At 59.2% G+C, this 23,637-nt stretch carries 19 protein-coding genes; 16 read left to right on the top strand and 3 right to left on the bottom strand.

The features are described 5' to 3' along the window. Nucleotides 1-9: 9 nt before the first annotated feature. The 3 genes from dapC to map form a co-directional block, all read right to left on the bottom strand. Entirely contained in the window at nucleotides 10-1,209 is a 1,200-nt protein-coding gene (gene dapC, locus MHH62_RS09645) for a succinyldiaminopimelate transaminase (protein ID WP_020300963.1), read from the bottom strand. A 143-nt stretch (nucleotides 1,210-1,352) separates the two neighbouring features. Beyond that, nucleotides 1,353-4,055 carry a [protein-PII] uridylyltransferase gene (locus tag MHH62_RS09640; protein WP_014717230.1) on the bottom strand — a complete coding sequence of 901 codons (2,703 nt, stop codon included), beginning with the start codon at nucleotides 4,053-4,055 and terminating at the stop codon, nucleotides 1,353-1,355. A gap of 64 nt (nucleotides 4,056-4,119) precedes the next feature. Then, entirely contained in the window at nucleotides 4,120-4,902 is a 783-nt protein-coding gene (gene map, locus MHH62_RS09635; protein ID WP_003189156.1) for a type I methionyl aminopeptidase, read from the bottom strand. A 388-nt stretch (nucleotides 4,903-5,290) separates the two neighbouring features. On the opposite strand from map, the gene rpsB reads away from it, so the two are divergent. The 16 genes from rpsB (at nucleotide 5,291) to dnaE (ending at nucleotide 23,529) form a co-directional block, all read left to right on the top strand. Next, on the top strand, nucleotides 5,291-6,028 hold the full coding sequence (gene rpsB / locus MHH62_RS09630; protein WP_003189158.1) for a 30S ribosomal protein S2: 738 nt from the start codon (nucleotides 5,291-5,293) through the stop codon (nucleotides 6,026-6,028). Between the two features lie 191 nt (nucleotides 6,029-6,219). Then, complete coding sequence (gene tsf / locus MHH62_RS09625; protein ID WP_005785711.1) at nucleotides 6,220-7,083, top strand: translation elongation factor Ts; 864 nt, start codon at nucleotides 6,220-6,222, stop codon at nucleotides 7,081-7,083. 211 nt (nucleotides 7,084-7,294) lie between these two features. Then, on the top strand, nucleotides 7,295-8,038 hold the full coding sequence (pyrH, locus tag MHH62_RS09620) for a UMP kinase (protein WP_003189161.1): 744 nt from the start codon (nucleotides 7,295-7,297) through the stop codon (nucleotides 8,036-8,038). Further along, on the top strand, nucleotides 8,035-8,592 hold the full coding sequence (frr, locus tag MHH62_RS09615) for a ribosome recycling factor (protein ID WP_003189163.1): 558 nt from the start codon (nucleotides 8,035-8,037) through the stop codon (nucleotides 8,590-8,592). The genes pyrH and frr overlap by 4 nt, the downstream gene beginning before the upstream one ends. A 17-nt stretch (nucleotides 8,593-8,609) precedes the next feature. Beyond that, nucleotides 8,610-9,365, top strand: coding sequence for a polyprenyl diphosphate synthase (uppS, locus tag MHH62_RS09610; protein WP_003189167.1), 756 nt, complete (start codon nucleotides 8,610-8,612; stop codon nucleotides 9,363-9,365). Beyond that, entirely contained in the window at nucleotides 9,366-10,172 is an 807-nt protein-coding gene (locus tag MHH62_RS09605) for a phosphatidate cytidylyltransferase (RefSeq protein ID WP_198833780.1), read from the top strand. It begins immediately after the preceding gene. Continuing rightward, nucleotides 10,169-11,359, top strand: coding sequence for a 1-deoxy-D-xylulose-5-phosphate reductoisomerase (gene ispC / locus MHH62_RS09600; RefSeq protein WP_019817859.1), 1,191 nt, complete (start codon nucleotides 10,169-10,171; stop codon nucleotides 11,357-11,359). The genes MHH62_RS09605 and ispC overlap by 4 nt, the downstream gene beginning before the upstream one ends. Nucleotides 11,360-11,412: 53 nt before the next feature. Then, entirely contained in the window at nucleotides 11,413-12,765 is a 1,353-nt protein-coding gene (gene rseP / locus MHH62_RS09595) for a sigma E protease regulator RseP (RefSeq protein WP_014717233.1), read from the top strand. A 74-nt stretch (nucleotides 12,766-12,839) separates the two neighbouring features. Beyond that, a complete protein-coding gene (bamA, locus tag MHH62_RS09590) occupies nucleotides 12,840-15,227 on the top strand; it encodes an outer membrane protein assembly factor BamA (protein ID WP_020300966.1) in 2,388 nt (795 codons plus the stop codon). 45 nt (nucleotides 15,228-15,272) lie between these two features. After that, the gene (locus tag MHH62_RS09585; RefSeq protein WP_003189173.1) at nucleotides 15,273-15,776 is read left to right on the top strand and encodes an OmpH family outer membrane protein; all 504 of its coding nucleotides are present in this window, start codon (nucleotides 15,273-15,275) and stop codon (nucleotides 15,774-15,776) included. Between the two features lie 3 nt (nucleotides 15,777-15,779). Continuing rightward, on the top strand, nucleotides 15,780-16,835 hold the full coding sequence (gene lpxD / locus MHH62_RS09580) for a UDP-3-O-(3-hydroxymyristoyl)glucosamine N-acyltransferase (RefSeq protein WP_020300967.1): 1,056 nt from the start codon (nucleotides 15,780-15,782) through the stop codon (nucleotides 16,833-16,835). A gap of 111 nt (nucleotides 16,836-16,946) precedes the next feature. Beyond that, on the top strand, nucleotides 16,947-17,387 hold the full coding sequence (gene fabZ / locus MHH62_RS09575) for a 3-hydroxyacyl-ACP dehydratase FabZ (protein ID WP_003172281.1): 441 nt from the start codon (nucleotides 16,947-16,949) through the stop codon (nucleotides 17,385-17,387). After that, the gene (lpxA, locus tag MHH62_RS09570; protein ID WP_014717236.1) at nucleotides 17,384-18,160 is read left to right on the top strand and encodes an acyl-ACP--UDP-N-acetylglucosamine O-acyltransferase; all 777 of its coding nucleotides are present in this window, start codon (nucleotides 17,384-17,386) and stop codon (nucleotides 18,158-18,160) included. The genes fabZ and lpxA overlap by 4 nt, the downstream gene beginning before the upstream one ends. 2 nt (nucleotides 18,161-18,162) lie before the next feature. Then, nucleotides 18,163-19,302 carry a lipid-A-disaccharide synthase gene (gene lpxB / locus MHH62_RS09565; RefSeq protein WP_019817858.1) on the top strand — a complete coding sequence of 380 codons (1,140 nt, stop codon included), beginning with the start codon at nucleotides 18,163-18,165 and terminating at the stop codon, nucleotides 19,300-19,302. 2 nt (nucleotides 19,303-19,304) lie between these two features. Next, nucleotides 19,305-19,931 carry a ribonuclease HII gene (rnhB, locus tag MHH62_RS09560; protein WP_161793220.1) on the top strand — a complete coding sequence of 209 codons (627 nt, stop codon included), beginning with the start codon at nucleotides 19,305-19,307 and terminating at the stop codon, nucleotides 19,929-19,931. A 76-nt stretch (nucleotides 19,932-20,007) separates the two neighbouring features. Next, nucleotides 20,008-23,529: a DNA polymerase III subunit alpha gene (gene dnaE / locus MHH62_RS09555; protein ID WP_236465949.1), complete on the top strand. Its 3,522-nt coding sequence runs from the start codon at nucleotides 20,008-20,010 to the stop codon at nucleotides 23,527-23,529. Nucleotides 23,530-23,637: the final 108 nt, after the last annotated feature.

Here is a 23,637-nt window from a genome sequence, read left to right as displayed (position 1 = left end):
GGTAGGCCCTTAACGGCGACGCTGGATAAAGTCGCGAATCCGCTCAGCCGCTTCCACGCATTCGGCTAACGGCGCAACCAATGCCAGGCGCACACGCCCCGCGCCAGGGTTAAAGCCGTCCACTTCGCGCGACAGGTAAGAGCCCGGCACCACCGTCACATGTTCTTCCACGAACAAATCGCGGCAGAAAGTGGCGTCGTCACCCTCTACATTCGGCCACAGGTAAAAGCCGCCGTCCGGGCTTTGCACGTCCAGCACCGGCTTGAGGATCGCCAGCACCGCGTCGAATTTCTCGCGGTACAGGTCACGGTTGGCCAGTACGTGGGCTTCGTCCTGCCAGGCCGCAATGCTTGCAAGCTGGGTTTGCACGGGCATCGCGCAGCCGTGGTAGGTGCGGTACAGCAAAAAGGCCTTGAGGATCTCGGCGTCGCCGGCCACGAAGCCTGAGCGCAGGCCTGGCAGGTTGGAGCGCTTGGACAGGCTGTGGAACACCACGCAACGCTTGAAGTCCTGGCGCCCCAGCTCGACGCAGGCGCTGAGCAGGCCCGGCGGTGGGGTTTGCTCGTCGAAGTACAACTCGCTGTAGCACTCGTCGGCGGCGATGACGAAGTCATATTCGTCGGCCAGGGCGATGAGTTTTTTCAGGGTGTCGACCGGGATCAGCGCGCCGGTCGGGTTGCCTGGGGAGCACAGGAACAGGATCTGGCAACGTTTCCAGATGTCGGGGGAGACGGCGTCGAAGTCCGGGTTGAAGCCATTGCTGTCCAGGCACGGCAGGTAATGCGGCTTGGCCCCGGCCAGGAACGCGGCGCCTTCGTAGATCTGGTAGAACGGGTTGGGGCTCACCACCAGCGCGTCGTCGCCACGGTTGACCACGGTCTGGGTGAAGGCAAACAGCGCCTCGCGCGTACCGTTGACCGGCAGGATGTTGCGTGCCGGGTCCAGCCAGCCCTTGGGCACGTTGAAGCGACGTTCGCACCAGGCGCCGATGGCTTCGCGCAGGGCCGGAATACCCAAGGTGGTGGGGTACACCGCCATTTGATCGAGGTTATTGCTCAAGGCCTCGGCAACGAAGGCCGGTGAGGTGTGCTTGGGCTCGCCGATGGATAGCGCAATCGGGCGCTTGTCCGGGTTCGGCGTCACGCTGCCGAGCAGAGCGCGCAGTTTCTCGAAGGGGTAGGGCTGCAACTGGTTAAGGGCGTTGTTCATATAAGCCTCTGTCACGGTGAGCGCGGATCCTGTGGGAGCTGGCTTGCCTGCGATGGCCTCACTGCGGTCGACCTGACGCACCGAGGTGTCTGCATCGCAGGCAAGCCAGCTCCCACATGACTCCTGTTCACAAAGTTAAGAATTCAAATGGTCAGGCGTGTCAGCTCGACGCCGGGTTCCTGGCTCACGCTCAATTGCTCCACGATCGCCGCTTGCAAGCGCAGGCACAGCTGCGGGTCGGACAGCGGCTGGTTATCGGCATCGGTGATAAAGAACACGTCTTCCACACGCTCGCCCAGGGTCGCAATCTTGGCGTTCTGCAACGACAGGTCGAACTCCAGGAAAATCCCGCCGATGCGTGCCAGCAGGCCCGGGCGATCCGGTGCGCTGAGCTCCAGCACCGTCACCGGTCGCTGTGCGTCGTTGGAGATGGTCACCTGGGGCGCAAAGGCAAAGTGCTTGAGCTGGCGCGGCACCCGGCGCTGGATGATGGTGGGGTAGTCGTCGGGGTTGCGCAGGGCTTCGGTAAGACCTTCGCGGATCTTTTTCACCCGCGCCGGGTTATCGCCAATTGAGTCGCCGTCGGTGTCGAGCACGATGTAGGTGTCGAGGGTGAACTGGCTGCTGGAGGTGATGACCCGGGCGTCGTGGATGTTCAGGTTGAGCTGGTCCATGGCCGCCACGGTCACGGCAAAGAAGTCGTGCTGGTCGGGGGCGTAGATGAAGATCTGCGTGCCGCCTTCGAATTCGCGCTGGGTGGTTTCCTTGATCAGGACCAACGGGCCGCCATCGGCGGGTTGCTGCAGGATCGCGTCGCTGTGCCAGGCCACGTCGCCGGCGGTGTGGCGCAGGAAGTAATCGTCACCCAGTTGCGACCAGAGTTGCTCGACGTCGTCCGGGTCGTTACCGCCGCGCACCAGGATATCCAGGGCTGCGCTTTGGGTACGGCGGATCTGCTCTTCGCGGTCCACCGGGTTCTCCAGGCCACGGCGCAGGGCGCGCTTGGTCTCGGTGTACAGCTGGCGCAACAGGCTGGCGCGCCAGGAGTTCCACAGCGTCGGGTTGGTGGCGTTGATGTCGGAGACGGTCAGCACATACAGGTAATCCAAGCGGGTTTCATCGCCGACGATGCCGGCAAAGTCGTGGATCACCTGCGGGTCGGACAAGTCCTTGCGCTGGGCCGTGGTCGACATCACCAGGTGGTTCTGCACCAGCCAGACAATCAGGCGGCTGTCCCACACCGGCAACTGGTGGCGCTGGCAGAAGGCTTCGGCATCGACCGCGCCGATCTCCGAGTGGTCGCCATGCCTGCCCTTGCCGATGTCGTGGTACAAGCCGGCCAGGTAAATCAACTCGGGCTTGGGCAGCTTGGCCATCAGCTTACTGGCCAGCGGGAATTTCTCTGACACCTGGGTGTACTGCAACTTACGCAGATGCTTGATCAGGTTCAGGGTGTGGGCATCGACGGTATAGATATGGAACAGGTCGTGTTGCATCTGCCCGACGATAAAGCCGAACTCCGGCAGGTAGCGCCCGAGAATGCCGTAGCGGTTCATGCGCCGCAGGTTGCGATGGATGCCGATGCGGCACTTGAACAGCTCGATAAACAGGCTGGTGTTGCGGATATCGTTGCGAAAGTCGTCGTCGATCAGGTGACGGTTTTCCCGCAGCAAGCGGATGGTGTCGGCGCGCACGCCTTTGATCTCCGGCTGCTGGGCCATCAACACAAAGATTTCCAGCATGGCGAACGGTGTGCGGCGGAACACGTTGTCGTTACGCGCTTCGATATAGCCGTCATGCAGTTGGAAACGCGCGTTGATCGGCTGCGGCGGCGCTTCATCTTCGGGAGCCAGGATCACTTCTTCGAAGTGCTGGATAATCAAGTCGCTGAGCTGAGCAATGCTCATGACCACCCGGTAGTACTGCTGCATGAAGCTTTCAATGCTGGTCTTCGCATCTTCGCCTTCAAAGCCCAGAAGGGTAGCGATAGAGCGCTGGTGGTCGAAGAGCAGGCGGTCTTCGGAACGACCAGCCAGCATGTGCAGGGCGTAGCGCACCTTCCACAGGAATTCCTGGGACGATGCCAGCAGAGTGTTTTCGCTCTCCACCAGAAAGCCTTCGCCAGCCAGGGCGCGCAGGTTCAGCGTGCCGTATTGGCGGCGCGCTACCCACAAAATCGTCTGGATATCCCGCAGCCCGCCCGGTGAGCCTTTGACGTTGGGTTCCAGGTTGTATTCGGTGTCGTTGTACTTGTGGTGCCGGGCTTTTTGTTCGGCGCGCTTGGCCAGGAAAAAGTCTTTGCTTGGCCACATGTGTGCGGTGCTGGTGACTTCGAGCATGCGCTGGCGCAGGCGCTCGGGGCCACAGATGGTGCGGCTTTCCATCAGGTTGGTGACCACCGTCAGGTCCGCACGGGCCTCTTCCGCGCATTCGTCCACCGAGCGTACGCTCTGGCCGACTTCCAGGCCGATGTCCCACAGCAACGTCAGAAAGCGCTCGATGGAATCGCGAAAGGTCTCGTGATCGGCTTTGTCCAGCAGGATCAGCAGGTCAATGTCGGAGTAGGGGTGCAGTTCGCCGCGACCGTAGCCGCCGACCGCCACCAGGGCGATATCGGCGTCGAAACTCCAATTGAACTGCTCCCAGGCCTTTTGCAGGATGTTATCGACGAACCAGGCGCGGTCTTCGATCAGGCGGCGAATATCCCGGCCACTGCGAAAGCGCGCATCGAGCACCTCGCGGGCTTGGCGGATGGCCTTCTTGAAGGCGGCGATGGGGCTTGCCTTCAATGCCAGTTCGGCCTGGAACTGGCCACGGTCGAAGAGTTCGGGATCCACCTGGGGCATCGATCGGCTTTCCTTTCTATCTATCAGTCAGTCACAACACGCTGTGGGAAAACCTGGGCAGCCTTCAGGCCGAAACGCGTGGAATGGTGTCGTCGGCGCGCAGGGTGAAGATCTCATAACCGGTGTCGGTGACCAGCAAGGTGTGTTCCCACTGGGCCGAGAGCTTGCGGTCCTTGGTGATGGCGGTCCAGCCGTCGCCCAACACCTTGGTGTCGGCCTTGCCCTGGTTGATCATCGGTTCGATGGTGAAGGTCATGCCGGCCTTGAGTTCCATGCCGGTGCCCGCACGGCCGTAGTGCAGAATCTGCGGCTCTTCGTGGAACACTTTGCCGATACCATGGCCGCAGAATTCGCGCACCACCGAGAAGCCGTTCTTTTCCGCGTGCTTCTGGATCACTTCGCCAATGTCACCCAGGCGGCAGCCGGGTTTGACGATCTCGATGGCCTTGTACATGCATTCCTGGGTGACCTGGGACAGGCGCTCGGCCCACACCGGCACGTTACCGACGTGGAACATGCGGCTGGTATCGCCGTGGTAACCATCCTTGATCACCGTAACGTCGATGTTCAGGGTGTCGCCGTCTTTCAGTGGTTTGTCGCCCGGAATGCCGTGGCAGACCACGTGGTTGATCGAGGTGCAGATCGACTTGGGGAAACCTTTGTAATTCAGCGGGGCAGGGATGGCTTTTTGCACGTCGACTATATAGTCGTGGCAGATACGGTCCAGCGCTTCAGTGGTGACGCCGGGCTTGACGTGTTCGGCGATCATTTCCAGCACGTCGGCAGCCAGTTTGCCGGCAACGCGCATGCCTGCGATGTCTTCGGCGGTTTTCAAGGTAACGGTCATACAGGCTCTCTCTAGCGCGACGCGCTGAAATCAATACGGTTCACGGGGGGCGCGACAAAGGGTTACAACATTCGCGCAAGTCCCAAAAAACGCGATTCTAACAGACGATGCTGGCAAATCATGCGCGTCTGGTGATCGCTTCTCTCTATGAGGTAGAGGCATGTTGGCTGTATTCAAGTGCTTACGCAAAGGCGGCGACCGGCAAATGTGATTGCGGGTTTCGTTTTTGCCGATGCTGTGGTATAAAATGCGCCGCTTTCCGGGGATACCCCGCAAAGCTTAAATCCACACACGTGTCGACACGATGACCTGGGTGCCGGAGGCCTTGATGCCGCTGGTTGGTCATTGGGATACGTGGAGGCCAAACCCGACTTATTAAGGAACTATCATGTCCCAAGTCAACATGCGCGATATGCTGAAGGCCGGTGTGCACTTCGGTCACCAGACCCGTTACTGGAATCCGAAAATGGGTAAGTACATTTTCGGCGCGCGTAACAAGATTCACATTATCAACCTTGAAAAAACCCTGCCAATGTTCAACGAAGCGCTGACTTTCGTAGAGCGTCTGGCCCAGGGCAAAAACAAGATCCTGTTCGTCGGCACCAAGCGTTCCGCTGGCAAGATCGTCGCTGAAGAAGCAGCACGTTGCGGTTCGCCGTACGTCGATCACCGCTGGTTGGGCGGCATGCTGACCAACTTCAAAACCATCCGTGCTTCCATCAAGCGTCTGCGTGACCTTGAAGTACAAGCCGAAGACGGTACTTTCGCCAAGCTGACCAAGAAAGAAGCGCTGATGCGCTCCCGTGACCTGGAAAAGCTCGATCGTTCCCTGGGTGGTATCAAGGACATGGGCGGTCTGCCTGACGCACTGTTCGTGATCGACGTTGATCACGAGCGCATCGCGATCACCGAAGCCAACAAGCTGGGCATCCCGGTTATCGGCGTAGTCGATACCAACAGCAGCCCGGAAGGCGTTGACTACATCATCCCAGGCAACGATGACGCAATCCGCGCTATCCAGCTGTACATGGGTTCGATGGCTGACGCTGTAATCCGTGGCCGCAACCACGTTGCTGGCGGTACCGAGCAGTTCGTTGAAGAAGCTCCGGTAGCTGCCGCTGAGTAACTGACGCCCTGGCGTTGACTCAGTAAGCAAAAAGGGGGCTTGGCCCCCTTTTTGCCACCTCGAAAACCATTTGTCGGCAGCGCAGCTACATTATTTGTAACGTGCAGCGGCCTACAACGGAGATTCGGGAAGAATTGATCGCCCGTTTGATCGGGTGGAATGGTTGAAAACCTATCCAAGAGGATTTTGAAATGGCAGAGATTACTGCAGCGTTGGTTAAAGAACTGCGTGAGCGTACTGGCGAAGGCATGATGGATTGCAAAAAGGCCTTGACCAAGGCCGGCGGCGACATCGAAAAAGCCATTGATGACATGCGTGCTTCCGGCGCCATCAAGGCTGCCAAGAAAGCAGGCAACGTGGCTGCTGAAGGCGCTATCGCTCTGAAAGAAGACGGCAAATCCGCCGTTCTGCTGGAAGTGAACTCCCAGACCGACTTCCTGGCTCTGCAGGACGACTTCAAAGCATTCGTTGCTGCCAGCGTCGAAAAAGCTTTCGCTGACAAGCTGACCACTGTTGAGCCTCTGATCGAAGCTCAAGAAGCAGCTCGCCTGGTACTGGTCGGCAAGGTTGGCGAAAACGTCAACATCCGTCGCCTGGTTCGCGTTGAAGGTGACGTAGTTGGTGGCTACCTGCACGGCAACAAAATCGGTGTTGCAGTTGTTCTGAAAGGCGGCGACGTTGAGCTGGCCAAAGACATCGCGATGCACGTTGCTGCAAGCAACCCTGAGTTCCTGCTGCCTTCGGAAGTTTCGGCCGAAGCGATCGAGCGTGAAAAAGCTGTGTTCCTGCAGCTGAACGAAGAAAAAATCAAAGGCAAGCCAGAAAACATTGTTGAGAACATGGTCAAGGGCCGTATCAGCAAGTTCCTGGCCGAAGCAAGCCTGGTTGAGCAGGCGTTCGTCAAGAACCCTGAAATCAAGGTTGGCGAACTGGCCAAGAAAGCCGGTGCTGAAATCGTTTCCTTCACTTACTTCAAAGTAGGCGAAGGCATCGAGAAGCCGGTCGACAACTTCGCTGAAGAAGTTGCTGCCCAGCTGGCTGCCGCCAAGCAATAAGACAGTTCCAAACTGTCGCCGAAAGAGGCTGCCCGCTCACGCGCGCAGCCTCTTTTCAAATGGGAAGGCCAATTTTATTTGGTTTCCTCTCGGAACTGGCTTACAAAGCCGTGTTCCGATGGCGCTGTGACAGCGTCCAGCTAGAGTGAACGCAAGCCGTAAAACGGCTCGCCAAGAATTTTTAAAAAATACGCCGCAGGAGAGATTCGCAATGGCTCAGCAGGGCAGTGGTTATCAGGCTCGCTATAAACGCATTCTACTCAAGCTCAGCGGCGAGGCCCTGATGGGCTCGGAAGAGTTCGGGATCGACCCCAAGGTGCTTGACCGCATGGCGCTGGAAGTCGGCCAATTGGTCGGTATCGGTGTGCAGGTCGGCCTGGTGATTGGTGGTGGCAACCTGTTCCGCGGTGCGGCACTCAGTGCTGCCGGTATGGACCGGGTTACCGGCGACCACATGGGCATGCTGGCCACTGTGATGAACGCCTTGGCCATGCGCGACGCCTTGGAGCGCGCCAATATCTCGGCCATTGTGATGTCGGCTATTTCCATGGTTGGCGTGACCGATCATTATGATCGCCGCAAAGCCATGCGCCACCTGAACTCCAAGGAAGTGGTGATCTTTGCCGCTGGCACAGGTAACCCGTTCTTCACCACCGACTCGGCCGCATGCCTGCGTGCTATCGAAATCGATGCCGACGTGGTGTTGAAAGCGACCAAGGTGGATGGCGTTTACACTGCAGACCCATTCAAAGACCCGCATGCCGAGAAGTTCGATCATCTGACCTACGATGAAGTACTGGATCGCAAGCTGGGTGTCATGGACCTGACCGCTATCTGCCTGTGCCGCGACCACAAGATGCCGCTGCGCGTATTTAACATGAACAAGCCCGGCGCCCTGCTGAATATCGTACACGGCGGCGCAGAAGGGACTCTGATCGAGGAAGGCCAACAATGATCAACGAAATCAAGAAAGACGCCCAGGCGCGTATGCAGAAATCCCTGGAATCCTTGAGCCACGCCTTTGGCCAGATCCGTACTGGCAAGGCGCACCCAAGCATCCTGGGCAGCGTGATGGTGCCTTACTACGGTTCCGACACCCCGCTGAGCGGTGTAGCCAACGTGACCGTGAAGGATTCGCGCACCCTGCAAGTTGTGGCCTTCGAGCGCAACATGCTCGCGGCTGTCGACAAGGCTATCCAGAGTGCCGGCCTGAACCTCAACCCGACCAACCTGGGCGAGTTGCTGCTGATCTCCATGCCAGCCCTGACCGAAGAAACCCGAAAGGGCTTCACCAAGCAGGCGCGCAGTGCTGCTGAAGATGCGCGCGTTGCCGTGCGTAACATCCGCCGCGATGCGCTGGGCGACCTGAAGAAACTGGTCAAGGATAAGGAAATCAGCGAAGACGAAGAGCGCCGTGCCGTCGCTGATATCGACAAGCTGACCAAGGACGCCGAAGCCCAAATTACCAAGGCGACCGAAGAAAAAGAAAAGGACCTGATGGCCGTATAAGGGGTCAGGACGCCTTCATGGAAAAGACCAAGCAGACTGTGCCCTCCGTGGTGCCGCGCCATGTCGCGATCATCATGGATGGGAATAATCGCTGGGCGAAAAAACGCTTTATGCCGGGTGTTGCCGGGCATAAAGCGGGTGTTGACGCGGTAAGGGCGGTGATTGAAGTGTGCGCCGAGGCCAAGGTCGAAGTGCTGACCTTGTTCGCGTTCTCCAGTGAGAACTGGCAGCGGCCTGCCGATGAGGTCAGCGCCTTGATGGACCTGTTCTTCAAGGCCTTGCGTCGTGAGGCCAAGCGCCTCAATGACAACAACATCAGTCTGCGCATCATTGGTGATCGTTCGCGGTTCCATCCGGAGCTGCAAACGGCCATGCGCGAAGCCGAGGCCATCACTGCCGGCAGTAACCGTTTTGTACTGCAGATCGCAGCCAACTACGGTGGCCAGTGGGATATCGCCCAGGCTGCACAGCGGCTGGCCCGCGAAGTGCAGGCCGGCCATCTGCGCCCGGACGACATCACGCCCGAACTGTTGCAAACCTGCCTGGTGACCGGCGACCTACCGTTGCCGGACTTGTGCATTCGTACCGGTGGCGAGCATCGCATCAGCAATTTCCTGCTGTGGCAGCTGGCCTACACCGAGCTGTACTTCTCCGACCTGTTCTGGCCGGACTTCAAACACGATGCCATGCGTAATGCACTGGCCGATTTCGCTTCCCGTCAGCGTCGTTTCGGTAAAACGAGCGAGCAGATCGAAGCTGGAGCCCGGGTTTAAATGCTTAAACAACGAATCATCACGGCGCTGATCCTGCTGCCGATTGCCTTGTGCGGTTTTTTCCTGCTCGACGGTTCCGGCTTTGCGCTGTTCATCGGCTTGGTCGTGACCCTTGGGGCGTGGGAATGGGCGCGCCTGGCAGGTTTCGTCAACCAGTTGCCGCGTGTGGCCTACGCCGCCGTGGTCGCGCTGTTGTTGTTCTTCATGTACATCCTGCCGGACATCGCGCCCTGGGTGCTGGGAGCAGCAGTGTTGTGGTGGGCGTTGGCGACGTTCCTGGTACTCACCTATCCACGCACCAGTGGCCAATGGTCCAGCGTGGCCTGCAAGCTGGTGATCGGCCTGGCGATCCTGTTGCCGGCCTGGCAAGGGCTGGTGGAAATCAAGCGTTACCCGCTGGGCAACGAATTGATCCTGGCTGTAATGGTATTGGTATGGGGTGCTGATATTGGCGCCTACTTCTCGGGTAGAGCCTTTGGCAAACGCAAGCTGGCCCCGGCCGTAAGCCCCGGCAAGAGCTGGGAAGGCGTATACGGCGGCCTGGCCTTGACGCTGCTGATCACCTTGGTGGTCGGTGTGGTGCGTAACTGGTCGGTAAAGGAAGTGCTTCTGGCCTTGCTGGGGACGGCTATTGTCGTCTTCATCTCGGTGGTGGGCGACCTTACCGAGAGCATGTTCAAACGCCAGGCGGGCATCAAGGACAGCAGTAACCTGCTGCCAGGCCATGGCGGTGTGCTTGACCGTATCGACAGCCTCACCGCTGCGCTGCCTATTTTTGCCGTGCTGTTGTGGATGATCGCTTCGTGAGCCGCCTGCAGCAGGTTACGGTGCTGGGCGCGACCGGCTCGGTCGGGCTCAGTACCCTTGATGTCATAGCGCGTCACCCCGATCGCTATCAAGTTTTCGCCCTGACCGGCTTCACGCGTTTGCGCGAGTTGCTGGCCTTGTGCGTGCGTCACTCGCCGCGCTTTGCCGTGGTGCCTGAGGCGGCTGCGGCTCGTAATCTGCAGGAGGATCTGCGGGCTGCCGGGCTGGCTACTCAGGTATTGGTCGGCGAGGCAGGGTTGTGCCAGGTCTCGGCCGATGCGGACGTGGATACCGTCGTGGCGGCGATTGTCGGTGCAGCCGGTTTGCGCCCGACCTTGGCGGCAGTCGATGCTGGCAAGAAAATCCTGCTGGCCAACAAAGAAGCGTTGGTCATGTCCGGCGCACTCTTTATGCAGGCGGTGCGTAAGAGCGGCGCGGTGCTGCTGCCTCTGGACAGCGAGCACAACGCCATCTTCCAGTGCATGCCCGGTGATTTTGCCCGCGGCTTGAGCCAGGTCGGCGTGCGCCGGATTTTGCTGACGGCATCGGGTGGCCCATTCCGCCAGACTCCGTCGGCCGAGCTGGACCATGTGTCTCCCGATCAGGCATGCGCTCACCCGAACTGGTCCATGGGGCGCAAAATCTCCGTGGATTCGGCGAGCATGATGAACAAGGGCCTGGAGTTGATCGAGGCATGCTGGCTGTTCGATGCGCGGCCTGACCAGGTTGAGGTGGTCATTCACCCACAAAGTGTGATCCATTCCCTGGTCGATTACGTGGATGGCTCGGTGTTGGCGCAGTTGGGTAACCCGGACATGCGCACACCGATCGCCAACGCCTTGGCGTGGCCTGAGCGGATTGATTCCGGCGTAGCACCGTTGGACCTGTTTGCAATTGCGCGCCTGGACTTCGAAGCTCCAGACGAGCAGCGTTTCCCTTGTTTGCGCCTGGCGCGGCAAGCGGCCGAGGCGGGTAACAGTGCCCCGGCGATGCTTAACGCGGCCAACGAAGTGGCCGTGGCGGCGTTTCTTGAACGGCGCATCCGCTTTCCGCAGATCGCGAGTATCATCGAGGACGTCCTGGCGCGTGAGCCGGTAGTGGCAGTGAATGACCTGGAGGCGGTGTTCGAGGCTGACACCAAGGCCCGAGCCCTGGCTGGGCAATGGTTGGATCGCAATGCGGGTTAGGCCGCGGGCAGGTTTGAGTCTTCAGGCATTGGATTGAAATGCGGAGAAATTAGATGAGTGCGCTCTACATGATTGTCGGCACCCTGGTTGCTCTGGGTGTGTTGGTGACCTTCCACGAATTCGGCCACTTCTGGGTGGCGCGTCGTTGCGGCGTCAAGGTATTGCGCTTTTCCGTCGGTTTCGGCATGCCGTTGTTGCGCTGGCATGATCGCCGCGGCACTGAGTTTGTCATTGCTGCTATCCCGTTGGGCGGCTACGTCAAGATGCTCGATGAGCGCGAAGGCGAAGTGCCTGCAGACCAACTGGACCAATCCTTCAATCGCAAGACCGTTCGTCAGCGTATCGCGATTGTCGCGGCGGGGCCGATTGCCAACTTCCTGTTGGCGATGGTGTTCTTCTGGGTTTTGGCCATGCTGGGCAGCCAGCAGGTGCGCCCGGTCATTGGCGCGGTCGAAGCCGACAGCATCGCGGCCAAGGCGGGCCTGACGGCAGGGCAGGAAATTGTATCGATTGATGGCGAACCCACCACAGGGTGGGGCGCGGTCAATTTGCAGTTGGTGCGTCGCCTGGGTGAAAGCGGCACCGTCAACGTGGTGGTGCGTGACCAGGACTCCAGCGCCGAAACCCCGCGGGCATTGGCGCTGGACCATTGGCTCAAGGGCGCCGATGAGCCCGATCCGATCAAATCCCTGGGGATCCGCCCTTGGCGTCCGGCCTTGCCGCCGGTGCTGGCCGAACTCGATCCAAAGGGGCCGGCCCAGGCTGCTGGCCTGAAAACCGGTGATCGCCTGTTGGCCCTTGATGGTCAGGCGCTGGGTGACTGGCAGCAGGTGGTCGACCTGGTGCGTGTGCGCCCTGATACCAAAATTGTGCTGAAGGTTGAGCGCGAGGGTGCTCAAATCGACGTCCCCGTGACCTTGTCGGTGCGAGGCGAAGCCAAGGCGGCCGGGGGATACCTGGGTGCCGGGGTCAAAGGTGTCGAATGGCCGCCATCGATGGTGCGAGAGGTCAGCTTCGGGCCTTTGGCCGCGATTGGCGAGGGTGCGAAACGCACCTGGACCATGAGCGTGCTGACCCTCGAATCCCTCAAGAAAATGTTGTTCGGTGAGCTCTCGGTAAAAAACTTGAGTGGACCGATAACCATTGCTAAAGTGGCGGGCGCTTCTGCCCAGTCGGGTGTCGCGGATTTCCTGAATTTCCTGGCTTATCTGAGTATTAGCCTTGGGGTTCTGAATTTGCTGCCCATTCCAGTATTGGATGGGGGGCATCTGCTGTTTTATCTGGTCGAGTGGGTGCGTGGTCGCCCCTTGTCGGATCGGGTGCAGGGTTGGGGGATACAGATTGGTATCAGTTTGGTGGTCGGGGTGATGTTGTTAGCCCTGGTCAACGATCTGGGACGTCTGTAACGCTTCGCTGAATTGCGAATCTGCCGCATTTTGCGGCAGTTTGTTTATTGCCAGTTGGAATAAGAAAGGACTTCATGAAACGTCTGCTGCTAACTGCGGTTCTCACCGTATTGATGATCGCCGAAGTTCACGCCGAGTCCTTCACCATCTCCGATATTCGCGTCAACGGCCTCCAGCGGGTTTCCGCGGGTAGCGTCTTTGGTGCCTTGCCGTTGAACGTCGGGGAACAGGCGGATGATCGTCGCCTGGTGGAATCCACTCGTGCGCTGTTCAAAACGGGGTTCTTTCAAGATATCCAACTGGGTCGCGAAGGTAACGTCCTGGTCATCACGGTCGTCGAGCGACCTTCCGTCGCGAGTATCGCGATCGAAGGTAACAAGGCCATCTCCACTGAAGACCTGATGAAGGGCCTGAAGCAATCGGGCCTGGCCGAGGGCGAGATCTTCCAGCGCGCAACCCTTGAGGGTGTGCGTAACGAGTTGCAACGCCAGTACGTCGCCCAGGGCCGCTACTCCGCGACCGTGGAAACCGAAGTGATCCCCCAGCCTCGTAACCGTGTGGGCCTGAAGGTCAACATCAACGAAGGCACCGTGGCCGCCATCCAGCACATCAACGTCGTGGGCAACACCAAGTTCCCTGATGAAGACCTGGTCGACCTGTTCGAACTCAAGACCACCAACTGGTTGTCGTTCTTCAAGAACGATGACAAGTACGCCCGTGAAAAACTCTCCGGTGACCTGGAACGCCTGCGCTCCTACTACCTGGACCGTGGCTACATCAACATGGACATCGCTTCGACCCAGGTGTCCATCACCCCGGACAAGAAGCACGTCTACATTACCGTCAACGTCAACGAAGGTGAGAAGTACAAGGTTCGTGACGTCAAGCTCAGCGGTGACCTGAAAGTGCCTGAAGACCAGGTCAAGTCCCTGTTGCTGGTGCAGAAGGACCAGGTGTTCTCGCGCAAGCTGATGACCACTACCTCTGAGCTGATCACCCGCCGCCTGGGTAACGAAGGCTATACCTTCGCCAACGTCAACGGCGTGCCGACCCCGAATGATGAAGACCACACCGTGGACATCACCTTCGTCGTCGATCCGGGCAAGCGTGCCTACGTCAACCGCATCAACTTCCGAGGCAACACCAAGTCTGCGGACGAAGTGCTGCGTCGTGAAATGCGTCAGATGGAAGGTGGCTGGGCTTCGACCTACCTGATCGACCAATCCAAGACCCGTCTTGAGCGCCTGGGCTTCTTCAAGGAAGTCAACGTCGAAACCCCGGCCGTACCGGGTGTGGATGACCAGGTTGACGTGAACTACGCCGTTGAAGAACAAGCCTCGGGTTCGATCACTGCCAGTGTCGGTTTCGCCCAGAGCGCCGGTTTGATCCTGGGTGGTTCCATCACGCAGAACAACTTCCTGGGTACCGGTAACCGTGTGTCCATCGGCCTGACCCGCAGCGAATACCAGAGCCGATACAACTTCGGCTACACCGACCCCTACTGGACCGCAGACGGTGTGAGCCTGGGCTACAACGCCTTCTACCGCACCACCGACTACAAAGACCTCGATGTTGACGTTGCAAGCTATGCGATCGACAGCCTGGGTGCTGGTGTCAACGTGGGTTACCCGATCAGCGAAACCTCGCGCCTGACCTTTGGCCTTACCGCCCAGCAGGATGAGATCAAGACCGGTGTGTACACCGTGGACGAAATCTTCGACTTCACCCGTCGTGAAGGCGACAAGTTCCTGAACTTCAAGGCGTCTGCCGGTTGGTCCGAGTCGACCCTGAACAAAGGCGTACTGGCAACCCGCGGCCACTCCCAGAGCCTGACTGCGGAAGTCACCACGCCGGGCAGCGACCTGTCGTTCTTCAAGCTCGACTACCGTGGCCAGTTGTTCCAGCCGTTGAGCGATAACTACACCATGCGCCTGCACACAGAGCTGGGCTATGGCGACGGCTATGGTTCGACCAATGGCTTGCCGTTCTATGAAAACTACTATGCAGGTGGCTTCAACTCGGTACGTGGCTTCAAGGACAGTACCCTGGGGCCGCGTGGCACGCCGAGCCGTGGCCAGGCCTTTACAGGTAACCAGGGGACGCAAGTGGACTCCGACAACGACCCGCTTCCTTTTGGTGGTAACGTGCTGATCCAGGGTGGTGCCGAAATTCTGTTCCCGCTGCCATTCGTAAAAGATCAGCGTTCCCTGCGTACTTCGGTCTTCTGGGACGTGGGTAACGTGTTCGACTCCAAGTGCGATCAGATCACCAACCCAAGTGGCGTGAAGTCCAACACTCAATGCAACGACGTAAGCCTCAGCAACCTGGCGAGCTCCGTGGGCGTGGGTGTGACCTGGGTGACTGCGCTGGGCCCGTTGAGCTTTGCTCTGGCCATGCCGATCAAGAAACCGGATAACGCTGAAACCCAGATTTTCCAATTCTCCCTCGGCCAGACGTTCTAAGCGTCTGACCTAAGATAACGACAACGGATTCTGTAGGAGTACATCGTGCGTAAGTTGACTCAATTGGTCTTGCTGGCCACTGTGCTGGTCACCACCCCGGCCTTCGCCGAAATGAAAATCGCGGTCCTGAACTATCAGATGGCCCTGCTGGAATCCGATGCGGCCAAGCGATATGCCGTGGATGCCGAGAAGAAATTCGGTCCGCAACTGACCAAACTCAAGACGCTGGAAAGCAGCGCCAAGGGTATCCAGGACCGCCTGGTAGCCGGTGGCGACAAAATGCAGCAAGGCGAGCGCGAGCGTCTGGAGCTTGAATTCAAGCAAAAGGCCCGTGACTACCAGTTCCAATCCAAGGAGCTGAACGAAGCCAAGGCTGTGGCCGACCGCGAAATGCTCAAGCAGCTCAAGCCTAAATTGGACAGCGCTGTGGAAGAAGTCATCAAGAAGGGTGCCTTTGACCTGGTGTTCGAGCGTGGCGCCGTGATCGACGTCAAGCCTCAATACGACATCACCCGCCAGGTGATCGAGCGCATGAACCAGCTGAAGTAAACCATGACAGCGACTATCAAGCTCGGCGAGTTGGCCGAGTTCCTGGGGGCCACCTTACGTGGCTCCAAGGAGAAAGAAATCACTGGGCTAGCCACCTTGCAGGAGGCTGGCCCAGCTCAGTTGAGCTTCCTCGCAAATCCTCAATACCGTAAATACCTGGTCGACTGCCAGGCCGCAGCCGTGTTGCTGAAGGCCGCTGACGCCGAAGGGTTTACCGGGGATGCGCTGGTGGTGGCCGACCCGTACCTGTCGTACGCCAAGGCGTCGCACCTGTTCGATCCCAAGCCGAAGGCGGCTGGCGGTATTCACCCGTCTGCCGTGATCGCCGAGGATGCCCAGGTTGACCCTGCCGCCAGCATCGGTGCGTTTGCCGTGATCGAGAGCGGGGTGCGTATTGGTGCTGGTGTCACCGTGGGTGCCCACTGCTTTATCGGTGCACGCTGTGAAATTGGTGCCGATGGTTGGCTAGCCCCCCGCGTGACTCTCTACCACGATGTGCGTATTGGTCAACGTGTGGTCATACAGTCCGGTGCTGTTATCGGCGGCGAAGGCTTTGGCTTTGCCAACTCCAAAGGTGTCTGGCACAAGATTGCCCAGGTCGGTGGCGTATTGATCGGCGATGATGTGGAGATCGGCGTGAACACCGCCGTGGATCGCGGGGCCCTGGCCGATACTGTGATCGGTAACGGTGTAAAGCTCGATAACCAGATCCAGATCGCCCACAACGTACAGATTGGCGATCACACCGCCATGGCCGCCTGCGTAGGTATTTCCGGCAGCACCAAGATCGGCAAGCATTGCATGCTCGCCGGTGGCGTAGGGCTGGTGGGGCATATCGACATTTGCGACAACGTCTTCATCACCGGCATGACCATGGTGACCCACTCGATCACAGAGCCAGGGGCCTACTCGTCCGGTACCGCGATGCAACCTGCGGCCGAATGGCGCAAGAGTGCCGCGCGTTTGAGGAAGATCGACGACATGGCACGACGTATCAAACAGCTTGAAAAGCGTGTCGGGGACGTGACCCCTGGCGGTAATGCTTCATCAGAAGGCTGATACCATTTCCATATCAAGTGTGCGCGGCCGCTAGACGGCCTCCTTGATTTGCTAGCGGGGCGTGCGCCTGGTGCGCCCGCCCCCAATCTTTATTACAGGCTTCCCCCCGAAATGATGGACATCAACGAGATTCGCGAATACCTGCCTCACCGTTACCCGTTCCTGCTGGTGGACCGCGTAGTGGACCTCAACGTCGAGGAAAAGCGCATTCGTGCCTACAAGAATGTCAGCATCAACGAACCATTCTTCAATGGTCACTTTCCTGCGCATCCAATCATGCCAGGTGTGTTGATCATCGAAGCCATGGCCCAGGCTGCCGGTATCCTTGGTTTCAAAATGCTCGACCTCAAGCCTGCCGACGGCACGCTTTACTATTTCGTGGGTTCGGACAAGCTGCGTTTTCGCAACCCGGTCACCCCGGGTGACCAGTTGATCCTGGAAGCCAAGTTCATCAGTTGCAAACGCCAGATCTGGAAGTTTGAATGCCAGGCCTCGGTAGATGGCAAGCCGGTGTGCTCTGCCGAGATCATCTGTGCGGAACGCAAACTATGAGTTTGATTGACCCTCGCGCAATCATCGATCCGTCGGCCGTACTGGCCGCCGACGTTGAGGTCGGCCCTTGGTCGATCGTCGGCGCAGGTGTGGAAATCGGCGAGGGGACTGTCATCGGGCCGCACGTGATCCTCAAGGGTCCCACCCGAATTGGCAAACACAATCGTATCTACCAGTTTTCCTCGGTAGGTGAAGACACCCCGGACATGAAGTACAAGGGTGAAGAAACACGCCTGGTCATCGGTGACCACAACATCATTCGTGAAGGCGTCACCATTCACCGCGGCACCGTGCAGGATCGCGCCGAAACCACCTTGGGTGATCACAATCTGGTCATGGCCTATGCGCACATCGGCCATGACAGCGTGATCGGCAACCATTGTATTCTGGTCAACAACACTGCGTTGGCAGGCCATGTGCACGTTGATGACTGGGCGATCCTCTCCGGTTTTACCCTGGTGCATCAATACTGCCACATCGGCGCCCACAGCTTTTCCGGCATGGGCACCGCCATCGGCAAGGATGTCCCGGCGTTCGTGACGGTGTTCGGCAACCCTGCCGAAGCCCGTAGCATGAACTTCGAGGGCATGCGTCGTCGCGGTTTCAGCGAAGACGCCATCCACGCCCTGCGCCGTGCCTACAAGACGGTTTACCGCCAAGGGTTGACCGTGGAACAGGCCTTGGCCGAGTTGGCCGAGCCTGCCACGCAGTTCTCGGAAGTCGCGGTGTTCCGTGACTCCATCCAGACCTCGACTCGCGGCATCACTCGCTGATCATGGCCACTCTGCGTATTGCGCTCGTGGCCGGTGAAGCTTCCGGCGATATCCTGGGTGCCGGCTTGATGCGGGCGCTCAAGGCCCAGCATCCGGCGGTGGAATTTATCGGGGTCGGTGGCCCGTTGATGCAGGCCGAAGGCCTGACCTCCTACTTCCCCATGGAGCGCCTGTCGGTCATGGGGCTGGTGGAAGTCTTGGGGCGCCTGCGTGAGCTGCTGGCTCGCCGCAAGCTGTTGATCAAGACACTGATCGAAGAAAAGCCTGACGTCTTTATCGGCATCGATGCGCCGGACTTCACGCTCAATATCGAACTCAAGTTGCGCCAGGCCGGTATCAAGACCGTGCATTACGTCAGCCCATCCGTGTGGGCGTGGCGCCAGAAGCGTGTGTTGAAAATCCGCGAAGGCTGCGACCTGATGCTGACCTTGCTGCCATTCGAAGCCCGGTTCTACGAAGAGAAGGGCGTGCCGGTGCGGTTTGTCGGCCACACCCTGGCTGACGCCATTCCCTTGCAAGCTGATCGTGCGGCTGCGCGTGCCGAGCTGGGCTTGCGCGATGGCCCCTTGGTTGCGTTGATGCCAGGGAGCCGTGGCGGCGAGGTAGGACGTTTGGGAGCGCTGTTTTTTGATGCCGCCGAACGTCTCCAGGCGCAAAAGCCGGGGATCCGCTTTGTACTGCCCTGTGCCAGCCCACAACGCCGTGCCCAGATCGAAACCCTGCTGGAAGGTCGCAGCCTGCCGTTGACGCTGCTCGATGGCCAGTCCCACCTGGCCCTGGCAGCCTGCGATGCGGTGTTGATCGCCTCGGGCACCGCCACGCTTGAGGCCTTGCTGTACAAGCGGCCGATGGTCGTGGCCTATCGCCTGGCGCCACTGACCTTCTGGATTCTCAAGCGCATGGTCAAGAGCCCTTACATTTCCTTGCCCAACCTGTTGGCCCAGCGCCTGCTGGTGCCGGAGTTGTTGCAGGACGATGCAACGCCCGACGCGCTTGCGCAAACCCTACTACCCTTGATCGACGGCGGCGAAGAGCAGACCCGTGGTTTCGACGATATTCACCGCACGTTACGCCGTGACGCCTCGAACCAGGCGGCCGACGCCGTGTTGACCTTGATCGGCCATAAACAGGAAGCCTTATGACCATGCAAATGGGCCTGGATTTCAGCCTCGTTGCCCAGGCCCACGAACTGGTGGCGGGTGTTGACGAAGTCGGGCGCGGTCCGCTCTGTGGCGCAGTGGTTACGGCGGCGGTGATCCTTGATCCGAACCGCCCGATCCTGGGGCTCAACGATTCGAAGAAGCTCACCGAAGCCCGTCGCGAAAAACTCTATGACGAAATCTGTGAAAAAGCCCTGAGCTGGCATATCGCCCGGGCTGAAGTCGAAGAAATCGACGAGCTGAATATCCTGCACGCCACCATGCTGGCGATGCAGCGTGCTGTGGAAGGGCTGCACATCACCCCGAAAATGGCGATGATCGACGGTAACCGCTGCCCTAAACTGACAATGCCGTCCGAAGCGGTGGTCAAGGGCGATAGCAAGGTTCCGGCCATTGCGGCTGCCTCGATCCTGGCCAAGGTCAGCCGCGACCGTGAAATGGCCGCGTTCGAATTGATCTATCCCGGCTACGGCATTGGTGGCCATAAAGGCTACCCGACCCCCGTTCATCTGGAAGCTCTGGCTCGGCTCGGCCCCACCCCGATCCATCGCCGCTCGTTTGCCCCGGTGCGCCAGGCTTATGAGGCCCGTGAAAGTCTGATCGAGGTTTAGCAGCAAGGCTGATGTTTTTACCCAGGCCCGGTACAATCCGGGCCTTGTTGTTTTCATGTATCAAGACAGGATCACTATGCCGGCTTCATTCGTTCATCTACGCCTGCACACTGAGTACTCCCTGGTCGACGGCCTGGTACGGATCAAACCGCTGGTCAAAACCCTGGTGGGCATGAACATGCCTGCGGTCGCGGTTACCGACCAGAACAACATGTGTTCCCTGGTCAAGTTCTACAAGAACGCCATGGGCGCCGGCATCAAGCCGATCTGCGGCGCCGACCTCTGGCTGTCCAACAAAGACCCGGATAACCCCCTGAGCCGCATCAGCCTGCTGGCGATGAACGGCGTGGGTTATCGCAACCTCACCGAACTGATCTCCCGTGGCTTTATCGATGGCCAGCGTAACGGCTCGATCATCATCGAGCGCGAGTGGGTGGCCGAAGCCAGCGAAGGCCTGATCATGCTCTCGGCGGCCAAAGAGGGCGAAATCGGTATCGCGCTGCTGGGCGGCAACCCTCAGGAAGCCGAAGTGCTGGCGCGTGAGTGGATGCAGGTGTTCCCAGGCCGGTTCTACCTGGAAGTCCAGCGCACCAACCGTCCCAACGATGAAGAGCATCTGCACGCTGCCGTCGCCCTGGCCGATAAGCTGGGTGCGCCGCTGGTGGCGACCAACGATGTGCGCTTTATCAAGAAAGAAGACTTCGAAGCCCACGAAACCCGTGTGTGCATCGGTGAAGGCCGGGCCCTGGATGACCCGCGCCGCTCGAAGAACTACAGCGAAGAGCAGTACCTCAAAAGCGCCGAGGAAATGGCGCAGCTGTTCAGCGACTTGCCCGAGGCCCTGGAAAACTCCGTCGAGATCGCCAAGCGCTGCAACATCGAAGTAAAGCTGGGCAAGCACTTTTTGCCCAACTTCCCGATTCCCGATGGCATGACCATCGACGAATACTTTCGCAAAGTGTCGTTCGATGGCCTGGAGGAACGCCTCAGCGTCCTGCTGCCCAAGGACACCACCGAGGACTACGAAGCCAAGCGCCAGGTGTATGTCGATCGGTTGAATTTCGAGCTGGATATCATCATCCAGATGGGGTTCCCCGGCTACTTCCTGATCGTAATGGACTTTATCCAGTGGGCGAAAAACAACGGCGTGCCGGTAGGTCCGGGCCGGGGGTCAGGTGCTGGCTCGCTGGTGGCCTACGTACAGAAGATCACCGACCTTGACCCGCTTGAATATGACCTGCTGTTCGAACGGTTCCTGAACCCGGAACGGGTATCCATGCCCGACTTCGACGTCGACTTCTGCATGGATGGTCGTGACCGCGTGATTGAATACGTGGCCGAGAAATACGGCCGCAACGCAGTAAGTCAGATCATCACCTTCGGTTCCATGGCCGCCAAAGCGGTAATTCGCGACGTGGCGCGGGTGCAGGGCAAGTCCTACGGTTTGGCCGACCGCCTGTCGAAGATGATCCCGTTCGAAGTCGGCATGACCCTGGAAAAAGCCTACGAGCAGGAAGAAATCCTGCGCGACTTCATCAAGGTCGATGAAGAAGCCGCCGAAATCTGGGACATGGCGCGCAAGCTCGAAGGCGTGGTGCGTAACGTCGGTAAACACGCTGGTGGCGTGGTTATTGCGCCGACCAAGCTCACCGACTTTTCGCCGATCTATTGCGATGAAGAAGGCGACGGCCTGGTCACCCAGTTCGACAAGGACGACGTGGAGGCCGCCGGCCTGGTGAAGTTCGACTTCCTCGGCCTGCGGACCCTGACGATCATCGACTGGGCACTCAAGACCATCAACCGCGACCGTGCCAAGGTCGGCGAAGAACCGCTGGATATCGCGTTTATCCCGCTGGACGACAAACCGACCTATAGCCTGCTGCAAAAAGCCGAAACCACGGCGGTGTTCCAGCTTGAATCCCGGGGCATGAAGGAGCTGATCAAAAAGCTCAAGCCCGACTGCCTGGAAGACTTGATCGCACTGGTGGCCCTGTTCCGTCCGGGCCCGCTGCAATCGGGCATGGTGGATGACTTCATCAACCGTAAACACGGCCGCGCCGAGCTGGCTTACCCGCACTCCGACTACCAGTACGAGGGCCTCAAGCCCGTACTGGCGCCGACCTACGGCATCATCCTGTACCAGGAACAGGTGATGCAGATCGCCCAGGTGATGGCCGGCTACACCCTCGGCGGTGCGGACATGCTGCGTCGCGCCATGGGTAAGAAAAAGCCCGAGGAAATGGCCAAGCAGCGCGGCGGTTTCATTGAAGGTTGCGCCACCAACAACATCGATGCCGACCTGGCCGGTAACATCTTCGACCTGGTAGAAAAATTCGCCGGTTATGGCTTCAACAAATCCCACTCCGCCGCCTATGGCCTGGTGTCGTACCAGACCGCCTGGTTGAAAGCCCACTACCCGGCACCGTTCATGGCGGCGGTACTCTCGGCGGATATGCACAACACCGACAAGGTCGTGACCTTGATCGAGGAAGTGCGCACCATGAAGCTGCGCCTCGACGCGCCGGACGTGAACGCTTCGGAGTTCAAGTTCACGGTGAACGACGAAGGCCGCATCATCTATGGCCTCGGCGCGATCAAAGGCGTGGGCGAAGGTCCGGTGGAGGCCATTACCGAAGCGCGTCAGGACGGGCCGTTCAAGGACCTGTTCGATTTCTGCGCGCGGGTGGATCTCAAGCGCATCAACAAACGTACCCTCGATGGCCTGATCCGCAGCGGCGCACTCGACCGTCTTGGCCCGTATTTTCATGATGAGCCCAAGGCTTACCAGGCCAATATCGATCGTAACCGGGCGGTGCTGCTGACCGCCATGGAAGAGGCGATCAAGGCCGCCGAGCAGACCGCTCGTACCCATGACAGCGGCCACGCCGACCTGTTTGGCGGGCTGTTCGTCGAAGAGGATGCGGATGTCTACGCGAATCACCGCAAGGCCAAGGAGCTGACTCTGAAGGAACGCCTCAAGGGTGAAAAAGACACCTTGGGCCTGTACCTCACCGGTCACCCGATTGACGAGTACGAAGGCGAAATCCGCCGTTTTGCCCGTCAGCGCATCATCGACCTCAAACCGGCGCGGGATACCCAGACCGTCGCCGGTATGATCATCGCCCTGCGGGTGATGAAAAATAAGAAGGGCGACAAGATGGGCTTCATCACCCTCGATGACCGCTCGGGCCGCATCGAAGCGTCATTGTTTGCCGACGCGTTTCACTCCGCCCAATCGCTGTTGCAGACCGACGCCATGGTGGTGGTGGAAGGGGAGGTCAGCAATGATGACTTCTCCGGTGGCCTGCGCCTGCGCATCAAGCGCGTGATGAGCATGGAGGACGCCCGCACCAACCTGGCCGAAAGCCTGCGCCTGAAGGTCAAAACCGAAGCGCTTAAAGGCGATCAGCTACGCTGGTTGGGTGACCTGCTAAAACGCCATCGTGGCGCATGCCCGGTGACCATGGAGTACACCGGCAGCGATGCCAAGGCCATGTTGCAGTTTGGTGAGACGTGGCGAATTGATCCCGCTGATGGCTTGATTCAAGCTTTGCGTGACCAGTTCGGGCGAGACAACGTCTTCCTCCAATACCGTTGACGGTCAGATAGATCTGATCTCGACTAAACATTTAATCTCGACCTAAACGCGCCTCTCCCTTAAGGTAGGGCGCGAATAGACAACCGGCTGGCCAGGCACCCCTTGGCC

The organism is Pseudomonas sp. FSL L8-0168, from assembly GCF_037976155.1.
In the GTDB taxonomy this organism is placed as follows: Bacteria; Pseudomonadota; Gammaproteobacteria; order Pseudomonadales; family Pseudomonadaceae; genus Aquipseudomonas; species Aquipseudomonas paracarnis.
The sequence above is the reverse complement of the archived record's forward strand: the minus strand, read 5'-3'. Positions and strand labels throughout refer to the sequence as shown.

Excerpts from the sequence above, each read along its gene's own strand:
- dapC (WP_020300963.1), bottom strand. The coding sequence starts at position 1,209 with ATGAACAACGCCCTTAACCAGTTGCAGCCCTACCCCTTCGAGAAACTG.
- MHH62_RS09640 (WP_014717230.1), bottom strand. The coding sequence starts at position 4,055 with ATGCCCCAGGTGGATCCCGAACTCTTCGACCGTGGCCAGTTCCAGGCC.
- map (WP_003189156.1), bottom strand. The coding sequence starts at position 4,902 with ATGACCGTTACCTTGAAAACCGCCGAAGACATCGCAGGCATGCGCGTT.
- rpsB (WP_003189158.1), top strand. The coding sequence starts at position 5,291 with ATGTCCCAAGTCAACATGCGCGATATGCTGAAGGCCGGTGTGCACTTC.
- tsf (WP_005785711.1), top strand. The coding sequence starts at position 6,220 with ATGGCAGAGATTACTGCAGCGTTGGTTAAAGAACTGCGTGAGCGTACT.
- pyrH (WP_003189161.1), top strand. The coding sequence starts at position 7,295 with ATGGCTCAGCAGGGCAGTGGTTATCAGGCTCGCTATAAACGCATTCTA.
- frr (WP_003189163.1), top strand. The coding sequence starts at position 8,035 with ATGATCAACGAAATCAAGAAAGACGCCCAGGCGCGTATGCAGAAATCC.
- uppS (WP_003189167.1), top strand. The coding sequence starts at position 8,610 with ATGGAAAAGACCAAGCAGACTGTGCCCTCCGTGGTGCCGCGCCATGTC.
- MHH62_RS09605 (WP_198833780.1), top strand. The coding sequence starts at position 9,366 with ATGCTTAAACAACGAATCATCACGGCGCTGATCCTGCTGCCGATTGCC.
- rseP (WP_014717233.1), top strand. The coding sequence starts at position 11,413 with ATGAGTGCGCTCTACATGATTGTCGGCACCCTGGTTGCTCTGGGTGTG.
- bamA (WP_020300966.1), top strand. The coding sequence starts at position 12,840 with ATGAAACGTCTGCTGCTAACTGCGGTTCTCACCGTATTGATGATCGCC.
- lpxD (WP_020300967.1), top strand. The coding sequence starts at position 15,780 with ATGACAGCGACTATCAAGCTCGGCGAGTTGGCCGAGTTCCTGGGGGCC.
- fabZ (WP_003172281.1), top strand. The coding sequence starts at position 16,947 with ATGATGGACATCAACGAGATTCGCGAATACCTGCCTCACCGTTACCCG.
- lpxA (WP_014717236.1), top strand. The coding sequence starts at position 17,384 with ATGAGTTTGATTGACCCTCGCGCAATCATCGATCCGTCGGCCGTACTG.
- lpxB (WP_019817858.1), top strand. The coding sequence starts at position 18,163 with ATGGCCACTCTGCGTATTGCGCTCGTGGCCGGTGAAGCTTCCGGCGAT.
- rnhB (WP_161793220.1), top strand. The coding sequence starts at position 19,305 with ATGCAAATGGGCCTGGATTTCAGCCTCGTTGCCCAGGCCCACGAACTG.
- dnaE (WP_236465949.1), top strand. The coding sequence starts at position 20,008 with ATGCCGGCTTCATTCGTTCATCTACGCCTGCACACTGAGTACTCCCTG.